The sequence below is a fragment of the Saccharopolyspora tripterygii genome (assembly GCF_054778355.1).
Genome location: NZ_BAAGZP010000016.1, coordinates 184903 through 198688, shown reverse-complemented (window position 1 = coordinate 198688; position 13786 = coordinate 184903). Strand labels below are relative to the sequence as shown.

The window sequence follows — 13786 nt, the reverse complement described above, 5'->3', positions numbered from 1 at the left end:
CGGTGATCTTCGGCGACTTCGCCGCGTCCTGCACTCCTGGGAGCGTAGAAAGTCCGCCCACGTGCCGGAGTTGCGTTCGGGTGCCGGATGGATCCCAGCCGTCTGGAATACCGTCCTGACGGTCGGCGCGGCCACTTTCACGCCCAGGATGAGCAATTCTCCGTGCAGTCGGTGGGCTCAGCGGAATGTCGCCTCCGCTGTGGCCACGAGTGAGTCCATGTGAACATCGAGGACGGCTCGCTCGTCTTGGTTGTGCAGGGCCCCTGTCATGGAGACGAGGGCGCGCCCGCGGCTGTCCGGCCCGACCGAGTCGATGTGCAGTGTCCCCGTCAGGTCGTCGCCGGCCCGCACCGGGCGAAGGAAGCGCAGTTGCCTGATCTCCTTGCCGGCGATGACGTCGTAACGGTGGAATATCGCTGCGACCGAGAGTCGCTGGAAGATGGACAGCGTGTGCAGGCCGCTCGCGATGAGCTCCCCGAAGTAGCTGTCTCGCGCTGCTCCGGGGTCGGTGTGGAAGTACTGGTTGTCCCACTCGGAGGCGAAGCCGATGATCTCGTCCGCTGACACCGAGTGGGATCCAAGGTCGAGGGTTTTCCCGACGGGGAGGTCCTCGGCCAGCAGTCGCGACGTCGGAGGATTGGTCACAGCGACCTCGCCACCAGTTCTTTCATGATCTCGTTGGTGCCACCGTAGATCTTCTGGACGCGCGCTGCCGCGAACATCCGCGCGATCGGGTACTCGGTCATGTAGCCGTAGCCGCCGAAGATCTGCAGGCATCGGTCGACGACCTTGTTCTGCATGTCAGTGCACCAAAACTTCGCCATCGAGGCAGTGGCCGGGTCGAGGTCGCCCGCCACGTGCTGGGTGATGCAGTGGTCGACGAGTGTCCGGGCGGCGAGGGCGTCAGCGGCGCATTCCGCGAGCACGAACCGGGTGTTCTGGAATGACATCAGGTTTTGACCAAACGCTTCCCGCGCCTTCGCGTAGGCGGTCGCTTCGCGCACCGCCGCCTCGCATGAGGCGGCGGCGCTGACGGCGATTGCGAGTCGCTCCTGAGGGAGCTGCTCCATGAGCTGGACGAAGCCGCGGCCTTCCACAGCGCCGAGTAGGTTCCGCACCGGGACCCGCATGTCGACGAAGGAAAGCTCCCGCGTGTCCTGACCGTGCATGCCGACCTTCTCGAGGACCCTGCCGCGTTCGAAGCCGGCGAGGTCCTTGGTCTCCGCGACGATGAGGGACAGGCCCTTGCCGCCAGGCTCGTCGTTCGTGCGCGCCACGATGATCAGCAGTTCGCAGTGGGTCCCGTTGGAGATGAAGGTCTTTGATCCGTTGACGACGTAGTCGTCACCGTCGCGATGGGCCCGCGTGCGCACGCGCTGGAGGTCGGAGCCGGTGGTGGGCTCTGTCATCGCGATGGCCCCGACGAGATCGCCACTCGCCATTCCGGGCAGCCACCGCTGCTTCTGTTCCTCGGTGCCGAAGGCGTTTAGGTAGTGGGCGACGATCGCGCTGTGAACGCTGTTGGCCCAGGCGTCGTCGGCGACCCGCGCCTGCTCGGCCATGATGACGGCCTCGTGTGCGAAAGTGCCGCCACCGCCGCCGTACTGCTCGGGGATACTGGCGCACAACAGCCCGACTGCGCCGGCCTGCCGCCAAAAATCCCGGTCCACGGAACGCTGTTCCGCCCACCGGTCATGGTTCGGGACCGATTCCTTCTTGAGGAAGTCCCGGGCAAGCTTTTTCAGGTCGTCGAGTTCGTCGGTGTCCCAGGAGGACCGGTAGTTGTCGAGGATCATGTGAGGTGTTCCTACTTTCCCGTGAAGTTCGGTCGGCGACGCTCTGCAAAGGCGGCGACGCCCTCCTGAGCATCGGAGGTGCCAAGCGCGAGGAGGAAGTTGCGGCGTTCCAGGCCGAGAGCTTGGTTCAGCCCTGTGTCGTGTGCTTGGCGTGCGGAGTCGGCGGCCAGGCTGACCGCTTTTGGCGCGTTGTCTGCGATCTGCTCGGCGATTTCCAGACTGCGGTCCAGGACGCTCTCGTCGTCGACGAGATCGGCCACGAGGCCGGCGCGGAAGGCCCAGTCGGCATCGACCTGGGAGCCGGTGAGGAGCAGACGCATCGCCTTGGCCTTGCCAATGGCGTGGACGAGTCGCTGCGTGCCACCGGCGCCTGGGATCACCCCGAGCTTTACCTCGGGAAGCCCGAAGCGGCTCGATCGACCGGCTACGGCTGTGTCGCAGGCGAGGACGAGCTCGCAGCCGCCGCCGAGCGCGAGCCCCCGGACGGCCGCGATGGTCGGCTTGGGCATGGATGCGATTTCGTCGAACAGGCGGTCGAACACGAGGCGGTCGGCCGGTGCGAACCCCTTCATGCGGGGGATCTCGGTAATGTCCGCGCCCGCGCAGAACGCATGCTCTGATCCGGTCAGAACGACGGCGCGGACGTTGGGGTCCGCCCCTGATTCGGCGAGCTGGTCCGCGAGCTGGCCGACGAGCTCTGCGCTCAAGGCGTTAAGGGCGTCGGGCCGGTTGAGGGTGAGGACTGCGATGGAATCTCGACGGTCCACAATGACGTGGTCAGGCATCGGCGGCCTTGTCTCGGTAGAAGTTGGAGTAGTTGGCCCGGATGTGCTTCTTGTTGGCTTTGCCGACGCTCGTCCGCGGGATCTCCGCGACGATCTCGATCGCCTCCGGGAGCTGCCATTTGGCAAACGCGTTCGAGAGGTGCTCGTGTACGTCGGCGAGGGTTACCTCGGATCCGGGGTTGGTGACGATCAGTACGAAGGGGCGCTCCTGCCACTTCGGGTGCTCCAAGCCGACGACCGCTGCCTCCGCGATGTTCGGGTGGCTCAGCAGGAGGTTCTCCATGTCGATCGACGAGATCCACTCGCCGCCGCTTTTGATCACGTCCTTGATGCGGTCGGTGACCTTGAGGTATCCGTCGGAGTCGATGGTCCCGACGTCGCCGCTGCGCCAGTAACCATCGACGAAACGGTCCTCGTCTTGGGTAGGCGCGGTGTGGTAGCCGCGAGTGATCCAGGGTCCGCGAACGCAGATCTCCCCCTGGGTGACACCGTCCCAAGGAACATCATCGCCGAGGGCGTCGATGAGGCGGATTTCCACGCCTGACACCGGCAATCCCTGTTTGCGCTTGAGCTCGAAGAGCTCGTCCGGGGACATGCGCGCTCGAACGGCTGGCTTGTATCGGTTCATGCAGACCAGCGGGGTCGTCTCGGTGGCGCCGTAGGCGTGCACGACCTCGGCGCCCGTGAGCTCCTGGAATCCGCGCATCATCGACAGCGGCGGCTCGGTCGCACCCGACATCATCCGCAGCCTGGTGAGGTCGGGCTTGTTCTCGAGAGTCTCGATGTAGTGCAGCATCGGGAGGAAGATCGCGGGTGCCCCGTTTGTGACGGTGACGCCCTCGGCGATGACCGCGTCGGTGAGCGGCTTGGTGTCCTCGGCGGCGTAGCGGCCAGGTAGGACGATCTTGTTGGCCATCAGAGTGGCGGCCTGGGGCAGTCCCCAGGCCTGGCCGTGGAACATCGGGGTGATCAGCATCGTGCAGTCGTCGAGCGTCATCCCGATGTTTGCCGCGATGGCGTACGAGTGCAGGTAGATCGCCCGGTGCGAGTAGTAGACGCCTTTGGGTCGGCCTGTTGTGCCGGTTGTGTAGCACGCTCCGTACGCGGAGCTCTCATCCACCTCGGGCCACTCGATGTCAGCGCTCGCCGCGGCCACGAGGTCCTCGTAGTGGCCGACGGTTGGCAGCGTTGTGCTGATTTCCGATAGGGGCTTGTCCGTCATCACGATCCAGGCCCGCACTCCGGGGAGCCTCGGCGCTACGGCCTCGGCCAGGGGAAGCAGGCTCTCGTCGACGCAGATGACTGACGTTGCGCTGTCCTCAAGGACGAAGGTGAGATCCTCGGCGCCGAGGCGAAGGTTGAGCTGAACCATGACGGCTCCGAGCCCGGGGATGGCCCAATACAGCTCGTAGTGGCGTCGGCTGTTCCAGTCGAGGATGCCGACGCGGTCGCCCGGCCCTACACCTTGCCCTCGAAGTGCGTTGGCGCCTCTCTTGATGCGGTCGTACGCCGCAGCGTACGTGTAGCGCTCCCAACCACCGTCGGCCGTGCGGTAGACGATCTCGCGCTCGCCGTGTGTCCGGGCGCTGTGGCGGATCAGGGTGGTCGTGTTGAGCTGGACGTCGTCACCCATTGTGGACGGATAGCCGGTGATGATCTGTCGATCAGGCGTTGTCATGTGGCGTTTCCTTTCAGCGGGCGGCCATGCGGAGGGCTCCGTCGAGGCGGACCACCTCTCCGTTGATCATCTGGTTCTCCACGATGTGGACCGCGAGGGCGGCGAATTCTGACGGATCGCCGAGTCGGGACGGGAACGGCACCTGCTGCCCGAGCGAATCGCGGGCGGTCTCGGGCAGGACGCCCATCATCGGGGTGAGGAAAAGTCCGGGAGCGATCGTCGCGACGCGGATGCCGTGTCGGGCGAGTTCACGGGCGATCGGCAGGGTCATCGCGACGACGCCGCCTTTGGAGGCCGAGTAGGCGGCCTGCCCGATCTGGCCGTCGAACGCGGCAGCGGAGGCGGTGTTGATGATGACGCCGCGCTCCTGGCTCGGTCCGGGTTCGTTGTCGCTCATCGCCTCGGCCGCGAGGCGGATCACGTTGAACGTGCCGCCGAGGTTGACCGCGAGCACGCGAGAGAAGTCGTCCAGCGCATGCGGGCCGTCCTTGCTGAGCACCTTGGCGGCGACACCGATCCCGGCGCAGTTGACAAGGCCGGACAACGGGCCGCCCTGCTGCTTGGCCACGTCGAGCACGGCGGCCACCTGGTCGGCGTCGGTGACGTCAGTCTCGATGAAGACGGCACCCTCAGGAGCGGGCCCCTTGAGGTCCGCGGCAACGACATGCGCGCCGCGTTCGAGGAGGGCGCGAGTGGTGGCCTCGCCGAGGCCGGACGCGCCGCCTGTGACGACGAAGGTGCGATTGATGATGTCCATGGTCGTGATCCTCAGATCCGCTCGATGATCGTGGCGTTGGCCATGCCGCCGCCCTCGCAGATGGTGAGCAGCCCGTAGCGGGCCTCGCGGCGTTCCAGCTCGTTGACCAGCTGGGTCAGCAGTCGGGCCCCGGTGGACCCGAGCGGGTGGCCAATGGCGATGGAGCCGCCGTTGACGTTGAGCTGGTCCTCCGGGTAGCCGAACTCCTGCGCCCACAGCATCGGCACCGGGGCGAATGCCTCATTGACCTCGACGAGGTCGATGTCGTTGATGGTGAGTCCTGCTTGGTCGAGCGCCTTCTGGCTGGCGGGCACGATTGCGGTGAACTGCAGGACCGGGTCGTCTGCGGCGACGGCCATGGACGCAATCCGGGCCCGGGGGCGCAGACCGGCGGCCTCGGCTGCCGAGCGTTCGGCGACGAGCAGGGCACCGGCGCCGTCGCTCATTTGTGAGGCGTTCGCGGCCGTGATCGCGCCGTCGGTGGCGAACACAGGCATGAGCGCGGCGACCCGCTCGGGGTCGACGGTGCTACGGATGCCTTCGTCCTTCGTCATCGCGACGCGAGTGCCGTCAGCGGTCGTCGCGTCAAGCGGGACGAGTTGCGACTCGAAGAGGCTGGCTGTGGTCGCGGCCGCGGCGCGCTGGTGGCTCCTGATGCTGTAGGCGTCGAGCTGTTCGCGGGTGAAACCCCACTTCTTGATGACGAGCTCGGCCGACGGGCCTTGGGCGGGCAGGTTGCCGTCGAAGCGGGCCAGGGCGCGCTCGCCGTACCAGTCGCCGCGGGAGCCGTCGGGGGAGAAGAGCGGTCCGAGGTCCACGCGGGACATCGATTCGACGCCTGCCCCGATGGCGAAGTCGTACTCGCCGGACTTCACGCCCTGGGCGGCGAAGTGAACCGCCTGCTGGCCTGAGCCGCACTGGCGGTCGAGGGTGGTGCCGGGCAGGGCGATGGGCAGACCGGCTCCGAGCAGGGCGTTCCGGGCGACGTTGCCGGCCTGCTCACCGCGCTGGAGGGCGCAGCCGACGATGACGTCGGACAGGCGTTCCGGGGCGATTCCGGTGCGCTCGGCCAGAGTCGAGAGGGTGTGAGCGAGGAGGTCGGTGGGGTGCCAGTTGCGCAGCTGGCCGCCGCGCTTCCCGACAGGTGTCCTGACGGCGTCGACGATGACTGCTTCGCGGGTCATGAAAGTGCTCCACGGTCGATGAACTCGTGGGTGAGCTGGTCGACGCTCCGGTCGAGTTCGGCGTAGGTATGGGTGATCCCGCCACAGCTGAGCGAGATGCGTTCAGGGCATCCGCGGGCCGTGCGAGTGAGGAGCCTGGCGAGGTGGTGCATGATCACTCCTGGGGGGTTGCGGTTGGGGCGAGCGGGAATTGGGCGGCGACGGCGCGCGGTTCGCGTACCGCGACGATGGGGATGTCGAGCGACGCCCCGAGTTCTTCCCAGTGTTGGCTGGAGTTCGTGGCGAACCGGTGGATCAGGGCATCCCGGGTCCGCCCGACGTGCGTCGCGAGGCGGTCGGCGAAGTGGGGCTCGAGAGCACCCACGGCGATGTATCCGTCCGTTGTCGCGTAGATGCCGTAACCGGGCAGCGCCCCTCCGAGTACCGCGCCCGGCGCGGTGAGGCCGTGCCGGACTCCGGCTGCGGCGTCATGGGCGGCGTCCGCCAGGGCCACCCGGACGTGTGCTACGTCATCACCACGATCCCGCTGACGTAGTGCGGCCAGGGCGGCGGTCACAACGCGCTCCGCACCGAGCAGGTCCGCCACCGGGACGAGAGGCATCATCGGAGCGACGATCGTTCCGTGCGCAGCTTGGTAGGTCAGGTCGTGGCCCGGTACCTCGGAGAGGTCGCCGTCGTGGCCGACGACCTCGACGAACGCGAGTCGATGGCGGCGGATGCTTTCGGGAAGGCCCAGGCGTGCAAGGGCCGAGGGCCTTAACGCGGTGAGCAACAAGTCGGCATCGACGAGCAGGTCTTCGAGTCGAGCCCGGTCGCCATTGTCCTTGAGGTCGAGGGTCACGAGGTCCTGCCCGGCGGCGAGCTCGTCGTACCAGCTCGGCGCGGTGGCTGCCAGGGGGTCACCTTGCGGTGGCTCCACTTTGACGACCGCGGCGCCGAGGGAGGTCAGCCGTGAGGCGGCGAGCGGACCCGGGAGGTTGGTCGCCAACGACACAACGGCGATGCCTGCCAAGGGCTGATGGGACACGGATCCTCCGAGGACGAAGCGTCAATGGTTCGGTACTATACATTTGTATAGGATGCCGTATGAATGTTCAATACCTTGAGTGGCGTACGATCGCCGAGTGTTTGGAAGGGAGGAGTCGATGGTGGATGCGACCGAAACGGTCTCCCGTCCCGAGGACCTCACCGCAAAAGCGCGGATCCGCAACGCAGCGCTGGGCCTGTTCGCAGAGCACGGGGCGAGCGGCACTTCGATGCGGGCGGTCGCCTCAGCGGCCGACGTGACGGTTGGGCTCGTGGTCCACCACTACGGCACCAAGGATGGGCTGCGTGAGGCCGTCGAGTCCCACATCGTCGATCTCTTCGCAGGTGCCATCGCATCCGTTCCGGACTCCCTGCCCGCCCGGGAGGTGGTTGCCGCTCGCGACGCCGCCGTGGCGGAGATGCTCAGGGCCTCGCCAGCGGTCGTCGACTACCTTCGTCGGGCGCTCCTCGGCGCCCCTGGGCATCCAGGTGACCTCCTGGGCAAGCTCACCACACTGACAGCGGCGCAGGTCGAGAGCTTGCGTGGCGAGGGGCTGGTCTCCACGAGGCACAGCGTCACCGAGCAGGTCATCATCACCATGGTTCGTCAGCTCGGACGGCTCTTCCTCCAGCCTTTGGTCGACCGCATCATCGATGAATTCGGCCAGTCGGGCGACGGCCAGAACAAGCCCGAACTCGTCGTGGGCATAAAGGACTGAGCGTGGCCGCGGCGGAACGGTATGACCCTGGTCCGCTGTTGGAGCAGTTGCCCGCGGTGTAGAGGCTCTCGGATCGGGCCAGGGCGAGTTGTTCACGCAGATGCGGCTGGAACACGCCAACGTCCGAGTCGCTCTCGAATTCTGCGTGCGAGAACCGGGCGAGGCCGCTGCGGGTGTGCGCATCACCGATTGCCTGCGGGATTACTGGCGCGTGAGCGGACTGATCAGCGAGGGCCGACACTGGTGCGATCGCTTGATGGAACGCGAAACCGCGGCGACTCCGAACCGGTTGTGCCTGCTGATCAACGCGGCTCACTTCGCGTTGCTGCAAACCGAGGTGTCCAAGGCAACAACGCTGCTTCAGGAAGCTGAGCGCCTTGACCAGGAGCTCGGTGACGAGACGGGCACTATGTTCGTCCAGGTGCTGAGTGGTTTCGCAGCATCGCTGGGGCACGATTATGTGGTTGGGCTCGAAACGGCGGAGCGGGTCCTCGATGAGCTTCGCGCGTCCGACGAGCTCTCCTGGCTGTTCGCTGCGCTCGCGCTTGTGGGCGTGTGCAGCACGCTGTTGGGCGACTCCGAGAAGGCGACCGCGTACTACAACGAGCTGCGTCATCTGTGCCGCGAGCGGGGTGAGAAGTGGCGCCAGTCCTATGCGTTGTGGGGGCTCGGCATGGAGGCATGGCGCCAGGGGGATGCGTCAACGGCCGCCACTTTGGTGCGGGAAGCGCTCGAGAATTTGCAAGATTTCAACGATTACCACACCGCCGGGCTGTGCACCGAGGCGTTGGCGTGGATCACCAGTAGTGAGGGCCAGCCCGAGCGAGCCGCCTGCTTGCTCGGGCTGGCCCACACCATCCGCGGCGAGGAAGGTGGTCCCCTGCTGCCGTTGTTCGAGGAGTACCACGACCAGTGCGAACGGCAGGTCAGGGGAGCGTTGGGTGAGCGTGCCTACGCGATGTCGTTCGAGCAGGGCGCGGCCGTCCGAGTCGACGAGGCCCTCGGATACGCGCTAGGACAGCAGCGTCGTGCCGAGCCGACGCCGAAGGCGGAGAGCGTGACACCGCTGAGTCGCCGGGAGCAGGAGATCGCCGGGCTCGTCGCGCAGGGGATGAGCAACAAGGAGATCGCGAACTCCCTGGTGATCTCGCGTCGCACTGCAGAGGCTCACGTGGAGCACATTCTGGTCAAGCTCGGGTTCACCTCCCGCGGCCAGATCGCGGCCTGGCTGTCCGAGCAGCGGAACCAGGACATTTCCTGAGGCGCGGATTTCCCTGTTGACCTCCGTTCGCTGCGGTCACGATTCGTCGGCGTACAGCACTCCGGAGGCGAGTAGCTCATCGATCTCATGAGCGGTCAAGACTTCGGAGGCCACTTCGCGGGTGTCGGCTCCGACCTTGGGAGCTCGGCCGGCGCGGTCGGGGCGCTGACCGTCGAACTTCCACGGGGGTCGGAGCAAGGCCAGGCCGTCGTCCTGACGTTCGACGAGCTCGAGGTGCTGGACTTGTTCGTGATCGAGATACCCGTTCATCGAGAGGACCGGAGCGAACGGGACGTCGTTCTCGGTGAGCACCTTCTCCCAGTGCTCTTTCGACTTCGTGGCGAACTCCGCTTCGACGATCGGCGTCAGCTCGAAGTAGTTCGCCTCGCGAGGCCTGTACTCGGCGAACCGCGGGTCCTCGGCGAGATCCATCCGATCCATCGCCCGGCACAGCGATGTCCAGAACTTCTGAGAGGACGACAGGTGGACGGCCAGGTACTCACCGGAGGACGTCGGCACGCAGAAGTTCTGGGCCTGCGGGTGGCGACTGGTGCGGGTCGGATCCTCGCCCAGCTCGAAGGCCTGGGTGATCCCGTCAGTGGTGAGCACGCTAACGGCCTCCATGATCGAGGTCTCCATGCGCTGCGGTTGTCCGGTCTTGAGGCGGCCGACGAGTGCGGCAAGCACGCCGGTCGCCGTGCTGAGGCCGGTGACGAGATCCGCGCTCAAGCCGCCTGCGAGCTGCGGGCGCCCGCTGTCGCTGAACAGCGAGTACAGACCACCGAAAGCGTGCCCGATGGTGTCGTAGGCAGGGCGGTCCGCCAAAGGACCGGTGGTGCCGAAACCGGTGACCGAGCCGTAGACGATGTCCGGGCGCAACGCGCGACAGTCCTCGGGTCCGAGTCCCATCGCCGCGACCTTGCCCGGCCGGAGATTTTCGAGCACGACGTCGAAGAAGGGAACCAATGCCTTGACGACCGCAATTCCTTCACGCGTCTTGAGGTCTACCGAGATGCTGCGCTTTCCGGTGTTGTACTGGCGGAAGTACGGGCTCCGATCGTTCTGGTGACGGCGGAAGTCCTCGCCGGTGACGGGGCGCTCCACCTTCACGACTTCGGCGCCCAGCGCGCAGAGGAACGATGTCCCGAAGGGGAGGGCGATGTAGCCCCCGATCTCGAGGATTCGGATGCCGTCGAGCGGCTTGTGCTGCATGGTGCCCGCCTTCACTGCCAGGTTACTGTCATATTTTATATAATATGAGCGAGCTCGGTCGGTCAACCTCCGGGCGCCGCGGACTCGGCCCGGTTGCGCGGGGCCCTGGGCGTCGACCGTGAGGGTCGCGTCCGTTGGGCACGGGGTGAAGCCGTGGCGGTATCCAGCGGCCCAAGTTGTGCCCTTGATGCGGGTCTGCGCTGGGAGTTTACTCCTGCGGACGGCAGCACTTCCGTCAAGAAAAAATATTATGTAGTTTACATTGGTGACTCGCCTCTCCTGCACCGCGACTGCGACCACCGGTTCGGATCTTCCGTGAGCCGGGGTGAAAGACAGAGGAACGACCCGATGAACCGACAGACGGATCTCTGGCAAGGTCAGTACGACAAGTTGTTCGTCGGAGGTCGGTGGGTGCCGCCGGCGTCCGATCGGATCTTCGAGGTGATTTCACCCGCCACCGAGCAGCCGGTGGCACGTGTCCCGGAAGGCGTTGAAGCCGATATCGACGCCGCGGTGAGCTCGGCGCGCCACGCGTTCGACAAGGGGCCTTGGCCTCGCATGCCGCTCGAGCAGCGGATCGCGGTGTTGCGCGAGCTCAGCGCTGAGCTCGCCGCCCACGAGGACGACGTGGCCAAGCTGGTCAGCGCCGAAATGGGTTGTCCGATCACTCTCTCGACGAAGATGCAGGCCATCGCCCCGCGTCTGCTGCTGGACGCCTTCCTGGAACTCGCACCCAGCTACCCGTGGGCCGATACCCGCAAGTCCGCGACCGGTAGTGCGCTGGTCATACGCGAACCGGTCGGTGTCGTCGCTGCAATCGTGCCGTGGAATGCACCGCTGCTCATCACGATGATCAAACTCGCTCCTGCATTGCTCGCAGGATGCACGATGGTCATCAAACCCTCGCCCGAGACACCGCTCGACTCGTACCTGCTCGGTCACCTGCTCGAGAAGGCCGGGCTCCCGGAAGGGGTCGTGAACATCGTCCCCGCTCAGCGCGAGGCCAGCGAGCACCTCGTGCGCCACAGCGGCGTGGACAAGGTCTCGTTCACCGGTTCGACTGCGGCTGGGCGGCGGATCGCCTCTCTGTGCGGCCAGGATCTGCGCAGGGTGACGCTCGAGCTTGGTGGCAAGTCGGCGGCAGTGGTGCTCGAAGACGCCGATCTCGACGCTGTCATTCCCGCCATTCGAGCGGCTTCCTTGCGCAACAGCGGTCAGGTGTGCAGCAACAAGACACGAATTGTGGTGGCGCGGTCGCGGCGGGACGAACTGCACGATCGCTTGGTTGAGCTGATCAAGTCGATGCCGGTGGGCGACCCGTTCGACCCGGAGACCGAAATCGGCCCCTTGGTGAGCGCGAACCAGCGCGCCCGGGTGGAGGGCTACATCGCCGATGGCACGAAGTCGGGAGCGTCGCTGCTCGTTGGCGGGGATCGCCCCGGTCACCTCGACCGCGGCTGGTACGTCGCTCCGACGGTGTTCGCCGACGTGGATCCGAACGCGAAGATCGCTAAAGAGGAGATCTTCGGCCCGGTGCTCGCGGTGCACACGTTCGAGGGTGAGGAAGAGGCCGTCGAGATCGCCAACAACTCTGAGTACGGACTCAACGGTTCGGTGTTCTCAGACGACACCGACCGCGCCTTGTCGGTGGCGCGGCAAATCCGCACCGGCACTGTTGAGGTCAACGGCAATCCGGTCGGCTTCACCGCACCGATCGGCGGTTTCAAGAACAGCGGGATCGGACGCGAAGCAGGCCTCGAGGGCTTCGACGCCTACGTCGAACTCAAGTCGTACGGCTTGCCGCGGTGAACATGCCGCTGTCCGGACCCTGCACGCGAAAGGCGACCACCATGGAAACCATCCCCCCGGTCGAAGAGGCTGCGGCGAAGCTCGTCACCGAGCTCACCTTCGACTCGATCCCCGCCGACGCGCTCGCCGGGGCTCGGCGCTTGATGCAGGACCAGCTGGCCGTCCAGATCGGCAGTGCGGCACTGCCGTGGAGCCGAGCAGTTCTCGACCTGACCCGCTCGGCCCATGCTCCAGGTAGCTCGCACGTGACTACCAGCGGTGATGCGATGAGCGCTGCGGACGCCGCGTTCGTCAACTCGACGTTCGGACACGGTTTCGAGTACGACGACGCCCACCGCGCGAGCTCATCACATCCCGGGAGTTGTGTGGTGTCGGCCGCGCTCGCCATCGGTGAGGAACTCGGGTCCTCGATGCGGGAGGTCGTGACAGGCATCGTCGCGGGGTACGAGGTCTACACCCGGATCGGGAACCTGGCCGCACCCGAATTGCTCGAACGCGGCTTCCACCCGCACGGGCTGCTGTCGAACTTCGGCGCTGCCGCCGTGGTCGCCAAGATGCGCGGCTTCGACTTCGAGACCACGGTGCACGCGCTCGCCATCGGCCTCAGCCACGCGTCGGGAACCACCGAGTACACCTCGTCTGGAGGTTCGATCAAGCGCGTTCACTCGGGGATCGGCACTCGCAACGGGATCCGTGCGGCAGAGATGGCCGCCGCCGGTATCACCGGCCCGACCACCTTCCTGTCCGGCGCGAAGGGTTTCTTCCACGCGTTCGTTGGCCGGTCCGTCCCCGATGAAGCCGCCGCCACGTTCGGCCTGGACAAGACCTTCGAGATCACCCGTGTGTGGGTCAAGCCCTACTGCTGCTGCGGAATCAACCACGCGTACATCGACGGGGCACGTCGGTTGGCCGGGCGCCCGGCCGAGGTCGAATCGGTGCTGTTGGGAATTCAGACCGGCGGTGACGTGGTGATCGGCAACAAGAACGCGAACGCGAGAGCGCCGAAGATCATCGAACACCTCCAGTACAGCCTCCCTTACCAGTTCTCCCTGTCGATGCTGGGCAAGGGCAACGGCTTCCAAAGCCACCACGACTACATGGCCGGTCGGCTCGACATCGGTGAGGGCAGCGACGTGGCGATCTTGGCGAGCAAGGTCCGGATCGAGGTAAAGCCGGAGTTGGACACGTCCTACCGGGGCCGTTGGGTAGGCGACATCGCGGTGCGCTACCAGGACGGCACCAGTGAGAGCGTGTTCGTCGACAACCCCACCGGGACCGCCGAGAACCCGATGCCGCAGGAGGACCTGGACGCGAAGTTCCACGAGCTGACCGTTTCGGTGATCGGCGCCGAACGCAGCGAAGCGCTTCTGAGCGCTATCACAACGGAGGACCTGGACACGCCGGCGTCCGAGTTCGCGGCACTGCTGAGGGCCTGATCTCGGCCGTCCCACGGCAAGCAGGCACGGGAACCAGAGAGTTCGCCGCAGTCCGCGTGCTTGGTCCCAGGCGCAAGCGGGTTGGCCGTTTGATCTCTTGCCATTGACCTAACCAAATAGAAA

General features: G+C 66.1%; 12 protein-coding genes. 4 read left to right on the top strand and 8 right to left on the bottom strand.

Annotated elements, in window-relative coordinates:
* Nucleotides 1–177: 177 nt before the first annotated feature.
* The 7 genes from ACYVF3_RS13610 to ACYVF3_RS13580 form a co-directional block, all read right to left on the bottom strand.
* Entirely contained in the window at nucleotides 178–645 is a 468-nt protein-coding gene (locus tag ACYVF3_RS13610; RefSeq protein WP_461154600.1) for a MaoC/PaaZ C-terminal domain-containing protein, read from the bottom strand.
* Nucleotides 642–1796: an acyl-CoA dehydrogenase family protein gene (locus ACYVF3_RS13605; RefSeq protein ID WP_461154599.1), complete on the bottom strand. Its 1155-nt coding sequence runs from the start codon at nucleotides 1794–1796 to the stop codon at nucleotides 642–644. Before ACYVF3_RS13605 ends, ACYVF3_RS13610 begins: the two co-directional genes overlap by 4 nt.
* Before the next feature lie 11 nt (nucleotides 1797–1807).
* Nucleotides 1808–2581, bottom strand: coding sequence for an enoyl-CoA hydratase/isomerase family protein (locus ACYVF3_RS13600; protein ID WP_461154598.1), 774 nt, complete (start codon nucleotides 2579–2581; stop codon nucleotides 1808–1810).
* A complete protein-coding gene (locus ACYVF3_RS13595; RefSeq protein ID WP_461154597.1) occupies nucleotides 2574–4259 on the bottom strand; it encodes a long-chain-fatty-acid--CoA ligase in 1686 nt (561 codons plus the stop codon). The genes ACYVF3_RS13600 and ACYVF3_RS13595 overlap by 8 nt, the downstream gene beginning before the upstream one ends.
* Before the next feature lie 13 nt (nucleotides 4260–4272).
* Nucleotides 4273–5016 carry a 3-hydroxyacyl-CoA dehydrogenase gene (locus ACYVF3_RS13590; RefSeq protein WP_461154596.1) on the bottom strand — a complete coding sequence of 248 codons (744 nt, stop codon included), beginning with the start codon at nucleotides 5014–5016 and terminating at the stop codon, nucleotides 4273–4275.
* A gap of 11 nt (nucleotides 5017–5027) precedes the next feature.
* Nucleotides 5028–6200 (bottom strand): thiolase family protein, encoded by a 1173-nt coding sequence (locus ACYVF3_RS13585; protein ID WP_461154595.1) that lies wholly within the window; start codon nucleotides 6198–6200, stop codon nucleotides 5028–5030.
* A 154-nt stretch (nucleotides 6201–6354) separates the two neighbouring features.
* Nucleotides 6355–7212 carry a CoA transferase gene (locus ACYVF3_RS13580; protein WP_461154594.1) on the bottom strand — a complete coding sequence of 286 codons (858 nt, stop codon included), beginning with the start codon at nucleotides 7210–7212 and terminating at the stop codon, nucleotides 6355–6357.
* 133 nt (nucleotides 7213–7345) lie between these two features.
* Here ACYVF3_RS13580 and ACYVF3_RS13575 point away from each other — a divergent pair, with 133 nt between their 5' ends.
* Both ACYVF3_RS13575 and ACYVF3_RS13570 read left to right on the top strand, forming a co-directional pair.
* Nucleotides 7346–7945 (top strand): TetR/AcrR family transcriptional regulator, encoded by a 600-nt coding sequence (locus tag ACYVF3_RS13575; RefSeq protein WP_461154593.1) that lies wholly within the window; start codon nucleotides 7346–7348, stop codon nucleotides 7943–7945.
* 88 nt (nucleotides 7946–8033) lie between these two features.
* Nucleotides 8034–9206 (top strand): LuxR C-terminal-related transcriptional regulator, encoded by a 1173-nt coding sequence (locus ACYVF3_RS13570; RefSeq protein ID WP_461154592.1) that lies wholly within the window; start codon nucleotides 8034–8036, stop codon nucleotides 9204–9206.
* Nucleotides 9207–9242: 36 nt separating this feature from the next.
* Here the strand turns inward: ACYVF3_RS13570 and ACYVF3_RS13565 are convergent, their stop codons facing one another.
* Nucleotides 9243–10418 carry a CaiB/BaiF CoA transferase family protein gene (locus tag ACYVF3_RS13565; RefSeq protein WP_461154591.1) on the bottom strand — a complete coding sequence of 392 codons (1176 nt, stop codon included), beginning with the start codon at nucleotides 10416–10418 and terminating at the stop codon, nucleotides 9243–9245.
* Between the two features lie 348 nt (nucleotides 10419–10766).
* Between ACYVF3_RS13565 and ACYVF3_RS13560 the strand changes: the two genes are divergently transcribed.
* Nucleotides 10767–12227 carry an aldehyde dehydrogenase gene (locus ACYVF3_RS13560; protein WP_461154590.1) on the top strand — a complete coding sequence of 487 codons (1461 nt, stop codon included), beginning with the start codon at nucleotides 10767–10769 and terminating at the stop codon, nucleotides 12225–12227.
* Between the two features lie 41 nt (nucleotides 12228–12268).
* Nucleotides 12269–13663, top strand: a complete 1395-nt coding sequence (locus ACYVF3_RS13555) for an MmgE/PrpD family protein (RefSeq protein ID WP_461154589.1) — start codon at nucleotides 12269–12271, stop codon at nucleotides 13661–13663.
* Nucleotides 13664–13786 lie beyond the last annotated feature (123 nt).

Excerpts from the sequence above, each read along its gene's own strand:
- ACYVF3_RS13605 (WP_461154599.1), bottom strand. The coding sequence starts at position 1,796 with ATGATCCTCGACAACTACCGGTCCTCCTGGGACACCGACGAACTCGAC.
- ACYVF3_RS13600 (WP_461154598.1), bottom strand. The coding sequence starts at position 2,581 with ATGCCTGACCACGTCATTGTGGACCGTCGAGATTCCATCGCAGTCCTC.
- ACYVF3_RS13595 (WP_461154597.1), bottom strand. The coding sequence starts at position 4,259 with ATGACAACGCCTGATCGACAGATCATCACCGGCTATCCGTCCACAATG.
- ACYVF3_RS13590 (WP_461154596.1), bottom strand. The coding sequence starts at position 5,016 with ATGGACATCATCAATCGCACCTTCGTCGTCACAGGCGGCGCGTCCGGC.
- ACYVF3_RS13585 (WP_461154595.1), bottom strand. The coding sequence starts at position 6,200 with ATGACCCGCGAAGCAGTCATCGTCGACGCCGTCAGGACACCTGTCGGG.
- ACYVF3_RS13575 (WP_461154593.1), top strand. The coding sequence starts at position 7,346 with ATGGTGGATGCGACCGAAACGGTCTCCCGTCCCGAGGACCTCACCGCA.
- ACYVF3_RS13565 (WP_461154591.1), bottom strand. The coding sequence starts at position 10,418 with ATGCAGCACAAGCCGCTCGACGGCATCCGAATCCTCGAGATCGGGGGC.
- ACYVF3_RS13560 (WP_461154590.1), top strand. The coding sequence starts at position 10,767 with ATGAACCGACAGACGGATCTCTGGCAAGGTCAGTACGACAAGTTGTTC.
- ACYVF3_RS13555 (WP_461154589.1), top strand. The coding sequence starts at position 12,269 with ATGGAAACCATCCCCCCGGTCGAAGAGGCTGCGGCGAAGCTCGTCACC.